The organism is Arthrobacter sp. 05T47, assembly GCF_056395825.1.
Genome location: NZ_JBFTKG010000018.1, coordinates 1 through 21,361, shown reverse-complemented (window position 1 = coordinate 21,361; position 21,361 = coordinate 1). Strand labels below are relative to the sequence as shown.

18 protein-coding genes are annotated in these 21,361 nt (G+C 68.6%); 2 read left to right on the top strand and 16 right to left on the bottom strand.

Going from position 1 to position 21,361, the window contains the following annotated elements:
• Positions 1 to 47 precede the first annotated feature (47 nt).
• Positions 48 to 1,085: an acetylxylan esterase gene (locus AC1DEY_RS13600; RefSeq protein WP_476868384.1), complete on the bottom strand. Its 1,038-nt coding sequence runs from the start codon at positions 1,083 to 1,085 to the stop codon at positions 48 to 50.
• Positions 1,086 to 1,270: 185 nt separating this feature from the next.
• Between AC1DEY_RS13600 and AC1DEY_RS13595 the strand changes: the two genes are divergently transcribed.
• Positions 1,271 to 2,002: a FadR/GntR family transcriptional regulator gene (locus AC1DEY_RS13595; RefSeq protein ID WP_441408335.1), complete on the top strand. Its 732-nt coding sequence runs from the start codon at positions 1,271 to 1,273 to the stop codon at positions 2,000 to 2,002.
• Between the two features lie 61 nt (positions 2,003 to 2,063).
• Positions 2,064 to 2,846: a glucosamine-6-phosphate deaminase gene (locus AC1DEY_RS13590; protein WP_476868444.1), complete on the top strand. Its 783-nt coding sequence runs from the start codon at positions 2,064 to 2,066 to the stop codon at positions 2,844 to 2,846.
• 46 nt (positions 2,847 to 2,892) lie between these two features.
• Here AC1DEY_RS13590 and AC1DEY_RS13585 read toward each other — a convergent pair whose 3' ends face one another.
• From AC1DEY_RS13585 to AC1DEY_RS13515, 15 genes are all read right to left on the bottom strand, one after another.
• A complete protein-coding gene (locus AC1DEY_RS13585; RefSeq protein WP_476868383.1) occupies positions 2,893 to 4,131 on the bottom strand; it encodes an N-acetylglucosamine-6-phosphate deacetylase in 1,239 nt (412 codons plus the stop codon).
• An 11-nt stretch (positions 4,132 to 4,142) separates the two neighbouring features.
• Positions 4,143 to 4,829, bottom strand: coding sequence for an N-acetylmannosamine-6-phosphate 2-epimerase (locus tag AC1DEY_RS13580; protein WP_476868382.1), 687 nt, complete (start codon positions 4,827 to 4,829; stop codon positions 4,143 to 4,145).
• Between the two features lie 61 nt (positions 4,830 to 4,890).
• Positions 4,891 to 5,829 (bottom strand): ROK family protein, encoded by a 939-nt coding sequence (locus AC1DEY_RS13575; protein WP_476868381.1) that lies wholly within the window; start codon positions 5,827 to 5,829, stop codon positions 4,891 to 4,893.
• A 42-nt stretch (positions 5,830 to 5,871) separates the two neighbouring features.
• Positions 5,872 to 6,801: a dihydrodipicolinate synthase family protein gene (locus tag AC1DEY_RS13570; protein WP_476868380.1), complete on the bottom strand. Its 930-nt coding sequence runs from the start codon at positions 6,799 to 6,801 to the stop codon at positions 5,872 to 5,874.
• Between the two features lie 45 nt (positions 6,802 to 6,846).
• Positions 6,847 to 7,653, bottom strand: a complete 807-nt coding sequence (locus AC1DEY_RS13565; RefSeq protein WP_476868379.1) for an ATP-binding cassette domain-containing protein — start codon at positions 7,651 to 7,653, stop codon at positions 6,847 to 6,849.
• Positions 7,650 to 9,791: a dipeptide/oligopeptide/nickel ABC transporter permease/ATP-binding protein gene (locus tag AC1DEY_RS13560; RefSeq protein WP_476868378.1), complete on the bottom strand. Its 2,142-nt coding sequence runs from the start codon at positions 9,789 to 9,791 to the stop codon at positions 7,650 to 7,652. The genes AC1DEY_RS13565 and AC1DEY_RS13560 overlap by 4 nt, the downstream gene beginning before the upstream one ends.
• 3 nt (positions 9,792 to 9,794) lie before the next feature.
• Complete coding sequence (locus AC1DEY_RS13555) at positions 9,795 to 10,751, bottom strand: ABC transporter permease (RefSeq protein WP_476868377.1); 957 nt, start codon at positions 10,749 to 10,751, stop codon at positions 9,795 to 9,797.
• Between the two features lie 125 nt (positions 10,752 to 10,876).
• Positions 10,877 to 12,520, bottom strand: coding sequence for an ABC transporter substrate-binding protein (locus AC1DEY_RS13550; RefSeq protein WP_476868376.1), 1,644 nt, complete (start codon positions 12,518 to 12,520; stop codon positions 10,877 to 10,879).
• A gap of 426 nt (positions 12,521 to 12,946) precedes the next feature.
• Positions 12,947 to 13,822 (bottom strand): formyltetrahydrofolate deformylase, encoded by an 876-nt coding sequence (purU, locus tag AC1DEY_RS13545; RefSeq protein WP_476868375.1) that lies wholly within the window; start codon positions 13,820 to 13,822, stop codon positions 12,947 to 12,949.
• Positions 13,823 to 13,824: 2 nt separating this feature from the next.
• On the bottom strand, positions 13,825 to 15,255 hold the full coding sequence (locus AC1DEY_RS13540; RefSeq protein WP_476868374.1) for an L-serine ammonia-lyase: 1,431 nt from the start codon (positions 15,253 to 15,255) through the stop codon (positions 13,825 to 13,827).
• The gene (locus tag AC1DEY_RS13535) at positions 15,255 to 15,890 is read right to left on the bottom strand and encodes a sarcosine oxidase subunit gamma (protein ID WP_476868373.1); all 636 of its coding nucleotides are present in this window, start codon (positions 15,888 to 15,890) and stop codon (positions 15,255 to 15,257) included. The genes AC1DEY_RS13540 and AC1DEY_RS13535 overlap by 1 nt, the downstream gene beginning before the upstream one ends.
• Positions 15,883 to 18,834, bottom strand: a complete 2,952-nt coding sequence (locus AC1DEY_RS13530) for a 2Fe-2S iron-sulfur cluster-binding protein (protein ID WP_476868372.1) — start codon at positions 18,832 to 18,834, stop codon at positions 15,883 to 15,885. Before AC1DEY_RS13530 ends, AC1DEY_RS13535 begins: the two co-directional genes overlap by 8 nt.
• Positions 18,831 to 19,160 (bottom strand): sarcosine oxidase subunit delta, encoded by a 330-nt coding sequence (locus AC1DEY_RS13525; protein WP_441408321.1) that lies wholly within the window; start codon positions 19,158 to 19,160, stop codon positions 18,831 to 18,833. Before AC1DEY_RS13525 ends, AC1DEY_RS13530 begins: the two co-directional genes overlap by 4 nt.
• A gap of 30 nt (positions 19,161 to 19,190) precedes the next feature.
• On the bottom strand, positions 19,191 to 20,411 hold the full coding sequence (locus AC1DEY_RS13520; RefSeq protein ID WP_476868371.1) for a sarcosine oxidase subunit beta family protein: 1,221 nt from the start codon (positions 20,409 to 20,411) through the stop codon (positions 19,191 to 19,193).
• The coding region (locus AC1DEY_RS13515; protein ID WP_476868370.1) for a serine hydroxymethyltransferase at positions 20,408 to 21,361 on the bottom strand (954 nt) is incomplete at its 5' end. The genes AC1DEY_RS13515 and AC1DEY_RS13520, both read right to left, overlap by 4 nt.

The window sequence follows — 21,361 nt, the reverse complement described above, 5'->3', positions numbered from 1 at the left end:
CCCGCCGCCAGCGGCCCCGAATCTGTGGGCCCCGCCTGGACCGGCCGTCAGCGGCCCAGTTGGTCCGCCACGTAGCGAAGCTGCTTCACCCAGTGATGTTCCTGTCCGCCCTCATGGTTGTTGAAACGGTAGACCTCCATGGCTTTCGCCGGGACAGCCTCCGGGACAGCCTGCGGGGCTGCCGCGCCGGCTCCCGTGCCATAGGCGTTGAAGGAGGCGAAGACGGTGGAGGGCGGGCAGACATCGTCCATCTGCGCCACCGAGAACAGCGCCGGCGCCGTGGCACGCCGGCCCAGGTGCACGCCGTCGAAGTAGTTCAGCACGGCAAGGGCGGGCTCGTAGCGGTCGCGGTGGCGGGACAGGAAGCCGGCGATTTCCGGGTAAGGGCCGCGCGGGGTGATGTCGATGGCACGGGCGAAGTCCTGCAGGAACGGCACGTCCGCCAGGGTGCACAAGATGCCGTCCAGGCGCGCGGCCGCCAGTCCGGCGGCCGCGATGGCCAGGCCGCCGCCCTGGCTCACGCCCGACAGGATCACCTTGGTGGCATCCACCTCGGGATGAGCCTGCGCGGCCTCGATGGCCCGGAAGGCGTCAACGAAGACGCGGCGGTAGTAGTAGTCCTCCCGGGCCGAAATCCCGCGCGTCATCAGCCCGGCGTAGGCCACGTCGCCGGCCGACGGGTGCGGATCCGCGGTTTCTCCGAGGCTGCCGCCGTAGCCCTGGCCGCGGGTGTCCATGATGAAGTGCGCGTACCCCGCCTGCGCCCACCTCGTGTCCTGCTGGACCAGGCCGCGGCCGCCGGAATAGCCGGCGAACTGCACCACCACGGGCAAAGGGTGGCCGGTGGCCCGGTTCGCCGGCAGGTGCAGCCAGCCCTTGATCCGGGCTCCGCCGAATCCCGCGAACGAGACATCGAAACTGTCAATGACGCTGAGGTGGTTCTCCACCGGTGCGTAGACAGCGTCCAGCGGGACGTCCCGGGCTTCGGCAAGGGTCCGGTCCCAGAACTCGTCGAAGTCTTCGGGTTCGACGGCGGCCGAGGTGTACGTGCGCAGCTGATCCAGCGTCAGGTCAAAGAGGGGCATGAGGTCTCCGGGGGAGTGAGGCGGGCTGTCAGTAGGTGATCCTACGTCCGATATTCGAATCAGCCGAGCACCACCAGGAAAATTCTTGCCGACGCGCAACAAGAAACCCAGACATTGGACATCCCATCTCCTGTACGCTTGAATCAGGAGTGGCCATGTCCGGCTGCGGCCAGAAGGAGAGAGTCATGAGCATAGAATCCCGCGTTGTGTCGCCGGCCCGTTTCAGCGCTCAAATCAGGTCCCATGTGCTGCAAACGCGCATCATGGACCTCATCCTGGAACAGGGTCTGGACGTCGGTGACGCCATGCCCACCGAGACTGAACTTTCTGCCGTGCTCGGCGTCGGGCGCAACACCGTGCGGGAGTCCTTGAAGGTCCTCCAGGCGCTCGGCGTGATCGAGATCCGCCACGGCTTCGGCATGTTTGTCGCCCCCAACAACTTCAGCGCGCTGACCGACGGACTGGCCTTCCGGGGGCGGCTGTCCCTCCGGCACCGGGGTGAGGAAGCGATGGAGCTCATTGACGTGCGGCAGGCGCTGGAATCCGGCCTGATTGGATCCGCCATCGACCTCATGACCGAGGAGCACCTCAGTGATCTCCGCAGCACCCTGGAACAGATGGAAACAGCCGGGGACGCCGGGCAGGCCTTTGCCGAACTGGACGCGGAATTCCACCGTGGACTCTATGCACCGCTGAATAACGAGCTGCTGATCGATCTCATGGACGTCTTCTGGAAGGTCTACCGGCAGATCCACCAGGCCCTTGGGACGGGTCCGGTGGACCTGCCGGAACTGGCCCGTGTCCACCGGGAAATTTATGAGGCCGTTGCGGACAAGGACAAGACGCTGGCCTCCGAACGCCTGCAGCGCCACTTCGACGGCATCCGCCAAAAACTCAAGGACGTCGCCGCCCGCTAGGCAGGCCGCCGCGGGCGAGCCGCCACGCACCACGCCAGACCCACAGAAAGCGCCTCCCGTGATGGAAATTTTCGTAGTACCCAACGCTGAAGGAACCGGGGCCGTCGCCGCCGGAATCCTGGCCGCCGTCGTCCGCAGCAGGCCCGACGCCGTCCTGGGCCTGGCCACCGGCGGCTCGCCGCTGCCGGTGTATGAGGCCCTCGCCGGCCACCGGCTGGACATGTCCGGTATCCGCGGATTCGCCCTGGATGAGTATGTGGGGCTGCCGGCCGGCCATCCGCAGAGCTACGCGGAGGTAGTGCGGAGGGAAGTGACGGAACGGCTGCACCTTGATCCGGCCAAGGTCTTCATTCCCGACGGCGGCTCGGGAAATCCCGAAGCGGCGGCGCGGGACTACGACCAGGCGATTGCCCGGGCGGGCGGGATCGACGTGCAGATCCTCGGGATCGGGCACAACGGGCACCTGGCCTTCAACGAACCCGGCTCATCGCTTGATTCCCGTACCCGGGTGGAGGTGCTCACAGAGCGTACCCGCCAGGCGAACTCCCGCTATTTCGCCAGCCCCGAAGAGGTCCCCGAGCGGTGCATCACCCAGGGCCTGGGAACCATCCTCGAAGCGCGGCAACTGCTGCTGGTGGTCAACGGGGCGGACAAGGCCGAGATCCTCCGCGAAGCGCTTGCCGGTCCCGTTTCGCCGGCGTGCCCCGCCTCGGTACTGCAGCTGCACGGGCACGTGACGGTGGTCGCGGACGAGGCTGCTGCCGCCCGGCTCGCGGACCTCCCGGCAGGATCCATCCACGGGTCCGGAGCAGTCAAAGTGCGTGCCGGAGCAGCCGCCGGCTGAATCCCTGACCGGCCCTGACCGGCCCCAGCCGGTGCTCGTGCGCGGCTCAGGCGGGGGCGGCCAGGACCTGCCCGCCGCGCAGGACGGTCACCAGCTCGAAGCCCGGCCCGACCGCGACGATGTCGGCGCGCATTCCCGCCCGGAGGCCGCCGACCTCGGATTCCAGGCCCAGGATGCGGGCAGGGACCAGGGTCGCGGCCAGGACGGCGTCGGCGGGACTCACGCCGGCCGCGATCGTGGTGCGGACAACGTCCAGCAGGGTTGCCGTGCCCCCGGCGAGGGCGCCGTTGCTCCTCAGGGTGGCTACGCCGTCGAGCACCACCACCTCCGAGGGGCCGAGTTCGTAATCGCCGTCGGGCAGCCCGGTGGCCGCCATGGAGTCCGTCACCAGCGCGATGCCCCCGGCCCCGACCAGGTCAAAGACCATCCGGACCGTCTCCGGATCGAGGTGGACGCCGTCGCCGATCAGCTCGACCGCCACGGTGCCCGCGGCCGCCAGCCGCAGGCATGCGGCGACCGGCCCGGGACTGCGGTGGTGCAGGGGCGGCATGCCGTTGAGCAGATGGGTGACCGTGGGCAGGGCATGCGGCCCGAAGCCCCTGCCCGCTCCGGCGCTGCCGATCAGCTCCGCGGCCTCCGCCAGCGAGTCAGCCGTCAGCCGGGCGTCGGCATCGGTATGACCCAGCGAGGGGGTGACCCCGTGGTCGGTGAGCGCACGGAGCAATTCACTGGCGCCCGGCAGTTCGGGGGCGTAGGTCATGGTTCGCAGTGCGCCGCCGGCGGCCGCGAGCATCTGCCGGAGCAGCTCAGGATCGGGGTCCCGCAGCCAGAGGGGGTTCTGTGCGCCGCAACGGGCGTGGGAGAGGAAGGGCCCCTCGGAATGGATGCCGGCGATCAGCCCCTCGGCCGCCAGGGCCTTCAGGACGCCAAGGGAGCGCAGCAGCTCCTCGGCGGAGGCCGTGACCAGGCTGGCGAGCAGGCTGGTGGTCCCGCTGCGGTGCAGGAAGTCCACCGCGTCCCGGCAAGCCCGGTCATCGCCCGTCGGGAACCCGCCGCCCGCGGCGCCATGGCAGTGCAGGTCAACGAGCCCGGGAAGCAGCGAACTCCCGGCCGGCAGCGGGAGCTCCTCCGCCTCCGGGAACTGCGCGGCGTCAAAGCCGCTGCCGGGTCCCGCGTAGGCGATCCGGCCGCCCTTCACCGCCACCACAGAGTCGGCGGTGACAGCGCCGTCCGTGACGAGGGTGCCGCGCAGGACGTAGGCGGGGGCTTCGCGGGATTCCGGCATCGGGACAGTCCTCAGGAGTGCAGCGCGGCGGCGAACCAGCCGCTGATGGTGGCCGGGTGAGTGATGGCGGTGCCGACGACGACGGCGAACGCGCCGGCGTCGAGCGCCTGGCGGGCCTGGACAGGGGTGTGGATGCGGCCCTCGGCGATGAGCGGCTTGCCGAGACCGGCAGCGGCGATCTGTTCCAGCAGGTCAAGGTCGGGGCCGGGGGTCTTGGCGCGTTCACCGGTGTAGCCGGCCAGCGTGGTGCCGATCAGGTCCGCGCCGGCCTCGACGGCGGCTGCGGCGTCCTCAAGGGATCCACAGTCGGCCATGACCAGGGCATGGGAGCCGGCATGGATGCYGGCCACGGTCGCGGCCAGGCCCAGGCCGTCCGGGCGTTGGCGCCGGGTGCCGTCAATGGCCACCACATGCGCCCCGGCGTTGGCCACCGCCAGGGCGTGACGCAGCGTCGGGGTGATGAACACGCCGTCGTGGCCGTCCTTCCAGAGCCCGATCACCGGGACCTCGACGGCGGCGCGGGTGTGCTGGATATCGGCCAGCCCCTGGACCCGGACGGCCCCTGCGCCCCCGATGACGGCCGAAGCTGCGAACTGCGCGGTGGTGCGGGGATCGCGCATCGGCTCGCCGGGGTAGGCCTGGCAGGAAACGATGAGCTGGGAGCGGAGGGATTCGAGGCCCTCGGGAGTCAGGAGCATGGTGCCTGTTTCTGTGGTTCTCGGTGGTTCTCGGTGGTTCGGTATTCGCGGACAGAAGCGGTCAGTTGAAGACTAGCCTTGCGGCCCCGACGATGGCTGCGGAGTTCGCCAGCGAGGCCCGCAGGACCGGCACACGGACCAGCGGGTCCAGCAGTTCCCGGCGCAGGGCGGCCTTCATCGGATTCCACCAGAGTTCTCCGGCGTCGGCCAGGCCCCCGGACACCACCACGACCTCGGGGTCCAGGACGTTGACCAGGCCCCCGGCCGCCTGCCCGGCGGCCTCGGCGGCGGTGCGGACGGCGCGGTTGGCCGCGGGATCGCCGTCGCGGGCCAGCGCGAATACTGCGCGGGTGTCCGGTACTGCGGGGGACCCGCCCAGGCGGAGGAAAGCCGCGTGGATGCCCGGGCCGGAGGCCGCTGCCTCCACATGGCCCGAGCCCCCGCAGGAACAGGGCAGCGCCCCGCTGTCGGCGTACGCGTAGGGGGAGGCGGTGTGGCCGACGTGGCCGCCCACGTACCGGTGGCCGAGGACCGGCCGGCCGGCCAGCACGAAGCTTCCGCCCACACCGGTGCCGAAGGCAACCAGCAAGGAGCTCGCCGTCCCGGAAGCTGCCCCGCGCCAGGACTCGCCGAGCGCATGGGCGTGGACGTCGTTCACGGCGCTGACCGCGCCGGGCGGAAGGCCCAGCCGACGGGACAGGCCTTCGGTCAGCGCGGTCCCGGCCCAGCCGTGGATGGCGTCMGTYGCGGACACCACGACGCCCCGGCCGGCGTCGATCACGCCGGCCGAGCCGACGCCGATGCCGGCGACGGCGAGGCCCTSCGCSTGCGCCCGGACCTGGAGCCCGGCGACCAGGGCTGCGGTGGCGTCCAGGACAGCCTCGCCGCCGGCGCGGCTGGCGGTCGGGACGGTTTCCGAAAACAGCAGTTCGCCGTCCTCCGAGACCACCCCGGCCGCCGTCTTGGTGCCGCCAAGATCGACCCCAATAGCGTGGGCCATGTTCCTCCTCCGTCGGGTATCTGCGGGCGTGGTGGCCGGAGCCTAGATCAGGCCGTTGCGTTCGAGGATGACCTTGATGGCCGTGGTCTCGTCCTCATTCAGGGAMGGCATGGGCGCRCTCATGGTGTTGGATTCGATSACGCCCATGAGCTGGAGGGCGGTCTTGAAGGCCCCGAGCCCCGCSGCGCCGCCCGAGACCCGGCCGTTGGGGGTGTAGACGATCTCGAAGAGGTCGGCGAGGCGGTCCTGCTCCGCGGCGGCCTTGGCCCAGTCGCCGGCGGCCGCGRCGTCCATGAGGTTCCGGTAGCCGCGGGGGTCCACGTTGCCCAGGCCCGGGACGACGCCCTGTGCMCCRCCGAGSAGGGCGCCGTCGACCACGACCTCRTGKCCGGTGAAGATGTCGAARTTGGGGATGTCGCGGGCAGCCAKCAGCAGCTGGCGGAAGCCGACGTCGTCRCCSGAGGAGTCCTTGACKCCGGCGATCACGCCRTCCCGGCCGAGCCKGACCAGCAGGTCCGTGGGCAGCTTGAAGTGGGTGCGGACCGGGACGTCGTAGGCGAAGATCGGCGTGCTGACGGCGTSGTGGATGGCGCGGAAGTGTGTTTCCGTCTCCTCGGCGTTGCCGATCGCGTAGTACATCGACGTCACGACRATCGCGTCGGCGCCGAGGTCGATCACCTTCCGGGCTTCTTCGATGACGCGGTTGGTGGTCTGTTCGTTGGCGCCGACGATCAGCGGWACGCTCGCTGCGCCRGCAGCAGCATTCTCGGCGGCGATGGTGCTGACGACGAGTTCGCGCTCGGCGTTGCTSAGGTAGGGGACTTCGCCGGAGGAGCCCAGGACGAAGAGSCCGGACACGCCGCCGTCGAGGAGGTGGCGCGTGAGGTTCTTCAGCGAATCGGTGTCGAYGCTGCCGTCRGCGTGGCGGGGGGTGACGACCGGGGGAATGACGCCCTGGAATTGGGTAGGCACAGGTAACTCCAATGATGGTTTCTTGAATGCGGAAAAGTGTGGGAATCAGGGGTGCAGCAGGCTGGGAGCGGCGCCGAGCAGTTTCTTCGTGTAGTCGTTGGACGGGTTGTCGAAGACCTGTCCKGCGGGTCCTTCCTCGACGATTTCGCCGAAGTACATGACGCAGATCCGGTCCGAGACRTARCGGACKGTCTGGATATCGTGCGAGATRAAGACCATGCCCAGGTTCAGCTGGGTCTTCAGGTCCGCGAGCAGGKTCAGCACCTGTGCCCGCACSGAGACGTCCAGCGCAGASGTGGGCTCGTCCGCCACAATGATGTCMGGGTCCAATGCGAGGGCCCGGGCGATGGCGACACGCTGGCGCTGGCCGCCGGAGACCTGSGAGGGCGTGACCTCGGCGGCGGAGTACGGCAGCCCGACGAGGGCSAGCAGGTCCTTGACCTTCGCSGCCCGGGTGGCCGCSGTGCCGATCCCRTGGATCTGGAGCGGATCGGTGAGGATGTCCTGGATGGTCATGCGGGGGTTCAGCGCGGTGGACGGGTCCTGGAAGACCACCGAGACGGCGCGGCCGAATTCCTTGCGCAGGGCGGCATTGCGCCTGCCGGCGGGCTTGCCGTGGAACAGGACCTCSCCCGASGTGGGGGYCTGCAGGCCCACCAGMACMGAGGCCAGSGTGGACTTGCCGCAGCCGGATTCGCCCACGATCCCCACGGTCTCSCCGCGGCTGATGGTGAAGTCSACSCCGTTGACSGCYTTGACGAACGTGGGGCGGAACAGCYCGCCGGTACGGGCCCGGTGGTGGACCTTGACGTTCTTCAGTTCAATCACGGGTTTGCCGGTWGATGTGCTCACTTGGCGTCCTCCTTGAGGTGGCTGGCCCAGTAGTGGTCGCTGTCCGGGTCAAAGGGGGTCAGGACGAGTCGCTGCTCCGGGTCGGCGTCGGGCCGCAGCGAGCGGGCGGCGAACCTGTCGCCGGCGGCGAAATCCCGGGGCGAGGGCACGGTGCCGGGGATCTGGTGCAGCCGGTCGGCGTCGRCCTCGATGGAGAGGACGGCGCCGAGCAGGCCGCGGGTGTATTCGTGCTGGCGGTTCTGCAGCAGCGCGGACGCCTGGGCGGATTCGACCACCTGCCCGGCGTACATCACGGTGATGCGGTGCGCGAGCGAGGCCACCAGGGCCAGRTCGTGGCTGACGAAMACCATGGCGAAGCCCAGCTGTTCRCGCAGTTCGTTGAGCAGTTCCACCACCTGGTGCTGCACGGTCACATCCAGCGCGGTGGTGGGCTCGTCSGCGACCACGATCCGGGGCGAGCGGGAGAGCGCCATGGCGATCAGGACGCGCTGGCGCTGGCCGCCGGAGAGCTCATGCGGGTAGCTGGCCAGCGTGCGGACGGGATCCAGCTTGACCATTTCCAGGAGCTCSGCGGGGGTCTTGCGGCCGCCGCGGCGGGTGAGCTGCTGCAGCTGGTCCTTGATCTTCATGGAGGGGTTGAGCGAGCTCAGCGCGTCCTGGTACACCATGGCGATCTGCTGGCCGCGRAGCCCCTCGTAGGCCTTGGCGCTGCTGTTGCCGGTGGAGGSGTCCAGCAGTTCCTTGCCGTCGAACGTGATGGAGCCGGAGATCACGGCGGTCTTGGGSAGCAGGCCCATGATGGCCAGCGACGTGATGGACTTGCCGCAGCCGGATTCGCCYACCAGGCCCATCGTTTCGCCTTCGCGGACGCTGAAGGAGACGTTGTCCACGATCGCGGTGTCGCCAAAGCGGCCGGGGAAGCGGATGGACAGGTTCTTGACCTCGAGGACCGTGCGGGCGGTGTCCGGRACCTGSGGGAGGCGGTCCGTGCGGCCGGCCTCGACGGCGGTCAGCAGGTTCAGCCCCTCCTCCAGCAGGGCATGGTGGCCGGCGTTCTTGTCCTGGGGGTAGCCGGCCGGGGGGTAGCCGGCCGGGGGGTAGCCGGCCGKGGGGWAKCCGGCCTGCGGGAATCCGGCTTCCGGGACSGCATCGCCAGCGGCGGCGCGGACGCCGTCGAGTTCGTGCAGCTCCACCACGGAGCCCTGGGCCACGGACGTGCCGATCTCGGCGTCGACGGCGGCGATGGGGGAGGAGAAGCCGTCKTCGTCCTTCACTACCGGGGCCTTGCGGAGTTTSGGGTTGACCATGGCATCGGTGAGTCCCTCGGCCAGGATGTTSAGGGCGAGCACYGTGAGCAGGATGGTCAGGCCCGCGAAGGTGGTGGCCCACCAGCCGCCGGAGAGGACSAGGTTGCGGCCGTAGGAGATCACGTTGCCCCACGACGGCGCGGGGTCCTGGACGCCGGCSCCCAGGAAGGARAGCGAGGCCTCCAGGATGATCGCGTCCGCGACCATCACCGTGGCGAACACCAGRACCGGAGCSGCAGTGTTGCGGACGATGTGCTTGAGCAGGATGTAGGAGCGGCCGGCGCCGATCACCCGGGCGGCCCGGACATAGTCCTCGCCGTACTGGGAGAGCACGTTGGCGCGCACCACCCGGGCCAGCTGGGGCGTGTAGATCACCGCGATGGCCACGATGATGGTGGGCACGGTATTGCCGAAGACGGCCAGCAGCACAGCGGCCAGCGCGATGCCCGGGAAGGCCATGAGGATGTCCATGAGGCGCATGATGACCTCGTTGACGCCCTTGCCGGAGGTCGCGGCGAGGGCGCCAAGCACGGCGCCGGCGATCACGGCCAGCGCCACCGCGCCCAGGCCGATCATCAGGGAGGACTGGGCGCCGTAGAGCAGGCGCGAGAAGATGTCGCGKCCCAGCCGGTCGGTGCCGAACAGGTTCTCACCGCCCGGAGGGGTCGCCGGAATGAAGGACTCCAGCGGGTCRTGCGGGGCRATCACGGGCGCAAAGACGGCGGCAAGGGTGATGACCGCAAGGAAKACGAGGGCGAGCCGGGAGCTCCAGGGGAGGGCYTTGAACCGGATCCCCGGGGCGCTGAGGCGTTCAGCGAGTTTGCTGCGCATGGGTCAGACCGTCCTGATTCGGGGGTTGATGAGCAGGTACAGAAGGTCGACGGCGATGTTCACGAGCACAAAGGTCACGGAGATGGTCAGGACCACGCCCTGCACGAGGTTGACGTCGAGGTTGGTGATGCCGTTGAGGATCAGCTGGCCCATGCCCGGCAGGGCAAAGATCATCTCGATCACGACGGCGCCGCCCAGCAGGTAGCCGATCCGCAGTCCCAGCACGGTCACCGGGGTGACCAGGGCGTTGCGGAGSACGTTGCGGGACACGACCTCGCGGTAGGGGACGCCATTGCCGATCGCGGTRCGGACGTAGTCCCGGTCCAGTTCCTCGACCATCGAGGTGCGGACCACCCGGATCAGSGAGGCCGARACCGGGATGCCGAGGGCCAGGGCCGGGAGCGTCATCGAGTTYAGCCAGCCGCCGAAGCCCGATTCCGGCGTCGCGATGCCGCCGGARGGGAAGAKCGGGTTGGCGCCGAGGGCGAACCACTGGATGAGCAGGATGCCGAGCCAGAACGAGGGCGTCGCYACCGCGGCGATCGAGAAGACCCGGACCAGCTGGTCSGGCCACTTGTCCCGGTAGAGGGCCCCGGCAATGCCGAACGGGAGCGAGACCGCGACGGCGATCAGCACGCCCAGSAACGTGAGCTGGAGGGTCAGCGGGAAGGCCGCGGCGATCATGTCGGCYACGGACTTCGCCGGCGGGGTGGTGACTCCGAGGTCAAACTGGAGCAGCTTGCCCAGGAACCGGAAATACTGCAGGACCACCGGATCGTTGAGCCCGTTGCTCTGGCGGTACTGTTCCTTGGCTTCCTCGCTGGCTCCGTCGCCGAGGGCGCTGCTCGCCTGGTCACCGGGGGCGGCCTGCAGGACGAGGAACACCAGCAGGGTAATGCCCAGGATCATCAGGGGCAGCGCCGCCAGCCTGCGGCCSAGCAGGCGCAATATTGTRACCAATGTTGTCTCCGGAATTCGTGGAAGGTTGTCCCGGCCTCAGCCGGCACGGGTGGCAGTGCAGGCTGGTCCGGGCGGGAGGGGGACCCGCCCGGACCAGCGGTTGGCAACACTTAGATTGGCATGCCTCAGGCRGTGCGGCCGACGCCCACGAGGCCGATGCCGGTGGTGGGCAGCGGCTTGAAGCCGCTGAGCTTCTTGGCATCCCACGCGCTGGGCAGCTGSCGGTGGAAGATCGGGTACAGCGGGAGCTCCTCGGATACCAGATCCACAATKTCGCCGGTCAGTTTCTYGGCCTCTGCCGGGGCGGACTGGCCGGCCTTGGCCATGAGGTCCACCAGTGTGGCSCGTTCCGGTGTGGCGGCCCAGTAGGCGCGGCCCTTCATCCACGTGTCGCCGGCGTAGAACCAGCTCAGCAGCAGGTCGGCGTCGTTGCCGAAGACGGACGGGTCKCCCGGGGCGGCGACCACGGAGAAGTCGGCCTTGCCSACGCGGTCSGTGTACAGCGCGCCGGACTGCAGGTTCTTCAGGGTGACCTTGACGCCGGGGATCTTGTTCCAGGATTCCAGCATCARCGGGGCCACATCCTTGACCCAGGCGGTGTCTGTGGTCAGGAGTTCGAATTCCAGGTTCGTGACGCCGGCCTGCTTCAGCAGKTCCTGGGCCTTGGTGGGGTCGTAGCCGTARACGTTCTTGGCCTTGACGTAGTCCGGRTGYCCCTCCTGGAAGTAGGAGCTGGAGGCCTTGGCGTTGCCGAACAGCGCCTTCTTGATGATGGAGTCCTTGTCCAGGCCGTAGTGCAGGGCCTGGCGGACCAGCTTGTTGTCGAACGGGGCCTTGGCGCAGTTGAACATCAGGAACAGCATGCCGAAGGACTGGACGGATTCCACGGYGGCCTTGGACTTCAGCCCCTCGATGTCCAGGTAGGGGACGTCCTCGATGGCCTGCACGCGGCCGGACTGCATCGCMGTGACGCGGGCGGCGGCGTCGGAGAGCAGCAGCCAGGTCATGCCCTTGGCCAGGGCGGGCATCGGTCCGTTGTAGTCGGCGTTSGCCTCGAACACGATCTTGTCGTCCTTGACGGCGGAGATCAGCTTGTACGGGCCGGTGCCGACGGGCTTGGCGTCGAAGGCCTTCAGCTGGTCCGAGCCGAGCGGGAAGTTGGCGAGGGCCTTGGGCACGATCTTGACCACGGAGATGCGCGAGGGGAAGGCGGGGAAGGCGTACTTCAGCGAGAACTCGACGGTCTTGGCGTCGACGGCCTTGACGTCCTTGATGAACGGGATGAACTGCGAGAACAGCGACTTGTTGGCCGGGTCCAGGACGCGGGTGAAGGAGAAGACGACGTCCTCGGCGGTGACCGGGGAGCCGTTGTGGAACTTGGCGGCGTCCCGCAGCGTCACCCGGTAGGTGGTGGCGTTGACCATCTTGGGGTCGGCCGCGGCGAGGGCGTTGTACGGTTCGCGGGTGGCGGGGTGCAGCTCCACGAGGCCCTCGTAGACGTGCAGGTTGGCGGCCAGCGGGGTCGCCCCGGAGCTGGAAAGCGGRTCGAAGCCTGTGGACAGGGCGTAGGAGATGCCCGCTTCGATGATGAGGTCCTTGTTGATCGGYGCGGTGTTGGCGGCCGCTCCCGCGGTGGTGCTGGCGGGCCCGCCGCACGCGGCAAGGGACGTGGTGAAAGCCGCGGCAACGCCCAGCGCGCCTGACAGCTTGAGGAAGCTCCGGCGGCTGGCGTCGTTCACCAGCGGCAAGTTCTTTAGTGTCTTGCTCATTATTTGCCTCACCATTCGAGTCTATTTATCGGATGTAGGACGTCCGATGCTTAGAAGAACTGTAAGGGCCATCACACSGGCCCGTCAAGCGGGGCGGMGGAGCCGCGTYASGGCASCCCGGGAGGCGAGTCCGGCAGCCGCCCGGGGGCCGGGTCCGGGCGGYATYGGAGCCGGGTCCGGGCGGCGTYCCTCGGCGAACGGGGGAGGCSGCCGCCGGAKTCCCCCACCTTTGCCGGGCCACGGCGGCGTGTCCGCCCAGAACGACGGCGAGTCCCGGCGAAGTGGCGGCAAAGGTGGGGAAACTCCGCGCAGCCACTAAGCCGGTCATTAAGACGGCGAGGCGAGGACCTCCCGGCTGATCGGCTGGGCTTAACGGCCCACATCGGCACGGGAGATCCTCGCCTCGGCCCCACCAAGGGGTTCCGGCTAGCGCAGGACGACTGTCCTGTTGCCCTGGAGGATGACGCGTCCCTCGCAGTGCCAGCGGACGGCGTTGGAGAGCGCCTTGCATTCGGTGTCGCGTCCGGCGGCCACGAGGTCCTCGGGCCCGAAGGTGTGGTCTACTTCCACCACCTGCTGGGCGATGATCGGCCCCTCRTCCAGYTCGGCGTTGACGTAGTGGGCGGTGGCGCCGACCGTCTTCACGCCCCGGGCATGCGCCTGGTGGTAGGGCTTCGCGCCCTTGAAGCTGGGCAGGAAGGAGTGATGGATGTTGATGGCGCGGCCATCCAGCTGGCGGGTGAGGTTGTCGCTGAGGACCTGCATGTAGCGGGCCAGGACCACCAGTTCAACGTCCATCCGGTCGATCAGTTCCAGGAGYCGCTGCTCGGCCGCKGGCTTGGTGTCCGGGGTGATGGGCACATGGAAGAAGGGAATTCCGTGCCATTCGACGGTCCGSCGGTGRTCGGGATGGTTCGAGACGACSCCGACGATCTCGATGGGCAGTTCACCGGTGCGGGCCCGGTACAGCAGRTCGTTSAGGCAGTGCTCGAAYTTCGAGACCATGATCAGGACCCGCCGTTTGCTGCYGTGCCGTCGCAGGTCCCAGCGCATGCCGAATTTATCGGCGACCGGAACGAAGGCYTCCCGGAGCGTGTCSAGGGTTGTTTGGTCCCCGRCCGAGGCGAAGTGGAGCCGCATGAAGAAGTGGCCGTCCAGCTGCGAGTCGAACTGTTTGCTTTCCAGGATGTCGCAGCCCTGGTCCAGCAGGAATCCGGACACGGCGTGGACGATCCCGCGCGTTTCCGGGCAGTCCAGGGTCAGGATGTGCTCCACGGTTTCGGTGCTCTGGTTCTCGGCCATGGTCAGCACTCCACGACATTCACGGCGAGGCCTCCGCGGGAGGTTTCCTTGTACTTGGTYTTCATGTCTGCTCCTGTTTCACGCATGGTCTTGATGGCCTTGTCCAGCGAGACTTTGTGGCTGCCGTCCCCGTGCAGGCACAGGCGGGCGGMGTTGATGGCTTTGACGCTGGCAATGGCGTTGCGTTCGATGCAGGGGATCTGCACCAGTCCGCCGACGGGGTCGCAGGTCAGGCCAAGGTTGTGTTCGATCCCGACTTCGGCGGCGTTTTCCACCTGTTCCGGGGTGCCGCCCAGCACTTCGCAGAGCCCCGCCGCAGCCATGGAGCACGCCGAYCCGACTTCACCCTGGCAGCCGACCTCTGCTCCGGAGATGGAGGCATTGATCTTGAACAGGATCCCGACGGCGGCYGCGGCCAGCAGGAAGCGCACCACGCCGTCGTCGTCGGCTCCCGGGACGAACTTGACGTAATAGTGCAGCACGGCCGGGACGATTCCGGCGGCGCCGTTGGTGGGGGCCGTGACGATCCGTCCGCCGGCGGCATTCTCCTCGTTGACGGCCAGGGCGAACAGGTTSACCCATTCCATGGCCAGCAGCGGGTCCGCGGGCGCCTGGACCAGGGTGGAGGYCCCGCCACCGCTTCCCGCTCCGCCGCCACCGCCTCCGGCGGCCGTGGCCGTMAGCGTCCGGAACAGGGAAGGGGCGCGGCGTTTGACGTTCAGCCCGCCGGGAAGGATGCCSTCGGCGGCGCAGCCGTTCTCCACGCACTGGCGCATGACCGCCCACAGGTCCAGGAGTTTTTCCCGGAGTTCGGTCTCGCTGCGCCAGACGAGTTCGTTGGCGAGCATGACGTCGGAGATGGACATATTCTCGCGGGCGCATATATTCARGAGCTCGTCGGCTGTGGTGAAGGGGTAGGGGAGCACGGTGTCGTCTGCCACCACCTGGTCAGCGCCCTGGGCRTTGCCGTCGACGACGAAGCCGCCGCCGAYCGAGTAGTAGCTGCGTTCCTTYAGCACCGCCCCGGTGTGGTCCAGCGCCCKGAACGTCATGCCGTTGGGGTGGGCCGGCAGSGACTTGCGGCGGTGCAGGACCACGTCCTCGTCCCAGTTGAAGTCCACCCGGTGGTGGCCGGCAAGCCGCAGTTCGGCRTCCAGGGCCGCTGCCGCCACCTGGTCATCGGCGGTGCCGGTGTCCACGGTCTCGGGGTCCTGGCCCTGCAGGCCCAGGACCACGGCCTTGTCCGAACCATGCCCCCGCCCGGTCGCCCCGAGCGAGCCGAACAGTTCGGCCTGGATCCGCGCCGTTGAGCTCAGCTGCCCGTCACTTTTCAGCCYGTCGGCGAAGCGTTTTGCTGCCCGCATCGGGCCGACCGTGTGGGAGGAGGACGGCCCGATGCCAACAGAAAACAGATCCAGGACGCTGAGCGCCATCAGGGGACCTCGGGAGTCGCAAATTCGCGCATGGCGTCCAGGAGCCAGCGGCCGAGGAACTCCGCGAAGGATGCCCGGGGGAAGATCCGGTAGGTCTCCTCTGCGGTCTTCCACAGGATCGCCGGGATGCCGCCGATTTCCGTGGACAGGGCCGTTCCGGTCTGGAAGACGCGGGGGTGCAGGTCCAGGGCGCAGCCCTTTTCCAGCACTGCCCGGGCCCGGGGGCCGGAGAGTTCGAGCGTGGTGCGGTTGGCGGAGAGGTCCACCACCTGGCCCTCGGCGTCWCCGAGTGCGTCGGTGAGCGCCCCGGGGAGCTCGCCGCCAAGGCTTTCATGGGATTCCGCCGKTGCCACCAGCAGGAATTCTTCCGGGCCCAGCCACAGCACCGCGGTGCCGCCGCTGCTGCGGACCTGCCCGGAAGCGGCGGGAAGGCCGCCCGTGCGGGTGCCCAGCCGCTCCCCGGCAGCGCCGGCAGGGTCGACCCGRATCCCGGCCATGGTCAGGAACGGCACCTCGCGCAGTTCCACCGTGCCCGCAACGGAGCCGGCTTCAAAAGCGGTCCGCAGGAGCGCGGCCGGGCTTTTCCGGAGGCTCTGGATCTTCTTGGAATTTTCGAGTGCTGCTGTGTCAGCCATCTTTACGGGCCCCTTCGGAGTCAAAAAGTACGGTTTCTGCGACGACCACGTCCACCAGCTGGTCWCCGGCGGCGGCCACCAGGGTTTCGCCGATGCGGTTGCGCCCGTTCTTGATCAGGGCCAGCGCAAACGACCTGCCCAGCGCGGCGCTGTGGTAGCTCGAGGTCACGAACCCCTGCATGGGCACGGGGCCGTAGGCGGGGTTGACGGTGATGCCCTGCTCCACCAGCTGGGTGCCTTCCGGGAGCCGGATGCTGCCGTCCACGGGGAGGACGCTGAYCAGRTGCTTGCGGTCAGCGCGGSCGGCGTCCTTGCGGGCGTAGGAGCGTTTGCCGATGAAGTCCTTGRCCTTGGACACCACCCATTCCATCCCGGCATCCTGCGGGGTGACGGTCCCGTCGGTGTCCTGGCCGACGATCGGGTASCCCTTYTCCGCMCGCAGYACGTGCATGGTYTCGGTGCCGTACGGGGTGATGTTGAACTCCGCGCCGGCCGCTGCCACGGCTTCCCAGGTTGCCAGCCCGTACCAGGACGGGACATTGATTTCGTAGGCCAGTTCACCGGAGAACGAGATCCGGCAGAYCCGGGCCTGCACGCCGGAGGCCAGGGTGGTCTCGCGGAACGTCATGAACGGGAAGGCCTCGGCGTCGAGRCCGCCGTCCGCTGCCAGTTCCGGAGCCACTTTGGCGAKCACGGCSCGGGATTTGGGYCCGACGACGGCGATCGTGGACCACTGCTCCGTGACGGAGGTGCAGTGCACGTCCAGYTCCGGCCATTCGGTCTGCAGCCATTCCTCCAGCCAGTCCAGGACCTTGGCCGCRCCGCCGGTGGTGGTGGTCATGAAGAACCGGTCCTCGTCCAGGCGCAACGTGACGCCGTCGTCGAAGATCATCCCGTCMGGGGTGCACATGACGCCGTAGCGKGCCGAGCCSGGKGCCAGYTTCTTGAACGCGTTGGTGTAGATCCGGTTCAGGAACTCGCCMGCGTCCTTGCCCCGGATCTCGATCTTGCCCAGGGTRGTGGCGTCCATGAAGCCCACGGACTCGCGGACGGCGGCRCATTCGCGCAGGACCGCGGTATCCATGTCCTCGCCGKSCTGCGGGTAGTACCAGGGCCGCTTCCACTGGCCGACATCCTCGAACAGTGCACCCTKGGCKACATGCCACGAGTGGATCGAGGTCAGGCGGGCGGGGTCGAACAGCTCGCCGCGCTGGCGCCCGGCCAGTGCCGCGAACGCCACGGGGGTGAAGGGCGCGCGGTAGGTGGTGGTCCCGATCTCGCCGATGCCGCGGGACGCCTCGCCGGCCGTGCGGAGTGCGGCGGCGATGACGCCGATCGCGTTCACYCCGGAGGTCTTGCCCTGGTCGTTCGCGGTGCTGATCGAGGTGTASCGCTTGACGTGTTCCACCGAGCGCATGCCGGCGCCCGTGGAGCGCAGGACRTCGGCCACGGWCTGGTCGCGCTGGAAGTCSACGAAGTGGTGGTGCCACTCCTCCGGGCTGCCCTGCTGTCCGGGTACCAGCCAGAGCTGGCGGGTAGGGGCGGCCGCCACCGGTTCGCCGATGACTGAAGGTGCGACGGCGGGCTCGAAGCCGGCGGCGAGGACCGCCGCGGCCCCGGCGGAGATGCCTTCGGCCACGCAGTCGTCCAGGTCGAAACTGCCGCGCCCGGATCCGGCCACCTGCTGGTTTGGAACCACGCTGTTAGGGACGAAGGCGGCGAGGTCCTCGTCCCAGCGCAGCTTGCCCTGCCGCTGGGAGTGCAGGTGCATCACCGGTGACCAGCCGCCGGAGACGGCAAGCAGGTCGCAGGCGATCTCTTCGACGCCGGAGGTGAGTTCGCCGKCGTCGTTGATGCTCCGGACGGTGACGCCAAGGAGCCGGCCGTCGCCGGACTCGGCGGCGGTATCGGCAACGGCGCTGCCGATCAGGACACGGGTTCCGGCCTCGGCCGCGGCGGAGGCCGTTTCGCTCAGCTGGGCGCGGGCGTCGACGACGGCTTCGACCTTGATGCCGGCGGCGCGGAGGTCCGCGGCCAGGGCGTAGGCGCTGTCGTTCGTGGTGCTGATGACCACCCGGGATCCGGCGGCGACGGCGTAGCGGTTCAGGAAGGTGCGGACCGCGGAGGCGAGCATGATGCCGGGCCGGTCGTTGTTTTCGAAGACCAGCGGGCGTTCGTGAGCGCCGGGGGCCAGGATGACCTGGGCGGCGCGGATGTGCCAGATCCGCTGGCGGGACACCCCGGGCGCGGCCGGGGTGAGGAGGTGGTCCGTCCGGTTCTGGGCCGCGATGACGTAGTTGGAGTCGTAGGAGCCGAAGGCGGTGGTGCGGTTMAGCACCGTGCACTCGGCCGCGGAGATCAGTTCGGCTTCAACGTTGGCCACCCAGTCCAGGGCGGGCTGYCCTTCGATGCTCTCGGCAAGGGCTGCATGGGTGGAGCCGGACAGCAGCGAGCCGCCGAGCTCAGGCTGGTCGTCAATGAGGATGACCCGGGCGCCGGCRCGGACRGCCTGSCGTGCGGCGGCCAGGCCGGCGGGSCCGCCGCCGACCACGAGGACATCGGTGTGGACGTACTTCTTGTCGTACTCGGCGTGGTCCTCGGCCGGGTCCAGCTTTCCGAGCCCGTTGAGGTATTCGGCGCTGAGGCCGTCCACGAGGGACACGGTGGTGGCGGGGAGCATGGATTCGGCCACGTGGCCCGGGAACCGGGCGGCGACCTTGACCAGGGCGTTGGATTCCTCGACGCCGGCGGACATGATGCCGCGGGCCCGGTCCTCGTAGAGGGAGTTGCCCGCCGYYAGCCGGCCGTTSGCSAGCAGCGCSGAGGCGAGGGTGTCGCCGGGGTGGCCCGTGTACTCCCGGCCATCCAGGGTGAAGCGCCAGGTGACGCTGCGGTCGATGCGTCCGCCGGTGCTAAGGCGCGCGGACTGCGGCTGAGCGCTCATTTGATTGCTCCTTCCGGGGAGACGGGGCTGGTGACGGTGGGGGCTGTSGTCCCCGTGGCTGGGCGCATTTGGCCCATCGGGTAGACCGCGTGGATGTCGTAGGTGTTCGTGTCGCGGAGCATGTTGAACCATTGCCGGCAGCCCGTGCTGTGCAGCCAGCGCTCRGCGAAGGCGCCCTTGGTGTTGTCGCGGTAGAACAGGTAYTCGGCCCATTCGCGGTCCGTGAGCTCTGCCGGATTTTCGGGGTAGGCCACGTGGGCCTGGCCGCCGTAGTGGAATTCGGTCTCGTCGCGGGGACCGCAGTTGGGGCAGGGAATCAGGAGCATGTCCGCACCTCTTTCTAGTGGGCAGGTTGTCTAGTGGGCAACGGCAGCGGCGCCGTGTTCATCGATCAGGGCGCCGGTTTCGAAGCGCTCGAGGGCGAAGGGCTGGTTGAGTTTGTGCGGTGTTCCGGTGGCGATGGTGTGCGCGAACGTCAGCCCGGCCGCCGGTGTGCCCTTGAATCCGCCGGTTCCCCAGCCGCAGTTGACGAACATGTTCTCCACCGGGGTGGTGCCCACGATCGGGGAGGCATCCAGKGTGGTGTCCACGATCCCGCCCCAGGTCCGGAGCACGTGTGCCCTGGCGAAGATTGGGAAGAGTTCGACGGCGGCGGCCATCTGCTGCTCGATCACGTGGAAGGATCCACGCTGGCCGTAGCCGTTGTAGGAGTCCACGCCGGCGCCCATGACCAGTTCGCCCTTGTGCGCCTGGGAGACATAGACGTGGACGTGGTTGGACATGACCACGGTGGGGTGGACGGGCTCGTGGAGCTCGGACACCAGCGCCTGGAGCGGGTGGGACTGGATGGGGAGCCGGAAGCCGGCCATTTCCGCCAGCACCGAGCTGTGTCCGGCGGCGCAGAGSCCGACCTTTTCGGTGTGGATGGTGCCGCGGCTGGTCTTGACGCCCACCACCTTGTTGCCGTCCTTRAGGAAGCCGGTGACTTCGCAGTTCTGGATGATGTCCACGCCGAGCTCATCGCACTTGCGGGCGAATGCCCAGGCGACGTGGTCGTGCTTGGCGATGCCGGCGCGCGGCTGGTAGGTGGCACCCATGACCGGGTAGCGGATGTTGTCGTTGATGTTCAGGATGGGGCAGAGTTCCTTGACCTGCTGCGGGTCCAGCCATTCGGCGTCGACGCCGTTGAGYTTGTTGGCSCCGACGCGGCGGACGCTTTCGCGCACGTCGCCCAGGGTGTGGGCCAGGTTCATGACCCCGCGCTGGCTGAACAGGAAGTCGTATTCGAGTTCTTCCGGCAGGATCTCCCACAGCTTCAGGGCGTGCTCGTAGATCGCCGCGCTCTCGTCCCAGAGGTAGTTGGAGCGGATGATGGTGGTGTTCCGGGCCATGTTGCCGCCGGCKAGCCAGCCCTTTTCCAGGATGGCGATGTTGGTCATTCCGTGRTTCTTGGCCAGGTAATACGCCGTCGCGAGTCCGTGTCCGCCGCCGCCGACRATCACGGCGTCGTAGGAGGACTTGGGCTCGGGATTGCGCCAGAGGAAGTCCGGGTGTTCCGGCAGGTGTTCGGTGGTCATTGTGCTGCTCCAATCAGTTCTGCCTCAAGCCCGGTTGCCGCTGTGCTGGCGCCAAGGTGCGGGTAAAGGGGGAATTGTGCCGCCAGGGCGCTGACCCGGCCGCGCAGTTCGGCGGCCGTTTCGCTGCTGAGTTCGTTCCCGGGCGCCTGTGCGGTGAGGGCGGAGGCGATGATGTCTGCCACCTCCGTGAACTCCGCGGCACCGAAGCCGCGCGTGGCCAGGGCCGGGGTGCCGATCCGCAGGCCGGAGGAGACCATGGGCGGGCGCGGATCGAACGGTACGGCGTTGCGGTTGACGGTGATGCCGATCCGGTGGAGCCGGTCTTCGGCCTGCTGGCCGTCCAGTTCCGAGTTCCGCAGGTCCACCAGGACCAGGTGCACGTCGGTGCCGCCGTTGACCACGGAGATCCCTGCCGCCGCCACGTCGTCCTTCAGGAGCCGGGACGCGAGGATCTTTGCGCCTTCGAGGGTGCGTTCCTGGCGTGCCTTGAATTCGGGGGAGGCAGCGATCTTGAACGCCACGGCCTTGGCCGCGACCACGTGTTCCAGCGGGCCGCCCTGCTGGCCGGGGAATACGGCGCTGTTGATCTTGCGCGCGTATTCCTCCCTGGCCAGGATCACGCCGCCGCGCGGGCCGCCGAGGGTCTTGTGCGTGGTGGTGGTGACGACGTCGGCGTAGGGGACGGGGTTCGGGTGCAGCCCGGCGGCCACGAGACCGGCGAAGTGGGCCATGTCCACCATCAGGTAGGCGCCCACGAGGTCGGCGATGCGCCGGAACTCCGCGAAGTCCAGCTGCCGGGAGTAGGCGGACCAGCCGGCCACGATCATCTTGGGCCGGTGTTCGAGGGCCAGGGCCTCCACCTCGGCCATGTCCACCAGGTGGTTGTGTTCGCTCACGTGGTACGGGACCACCACCAGGTGGTTGTGTTCGCTCACGTGGTACGGGACCAC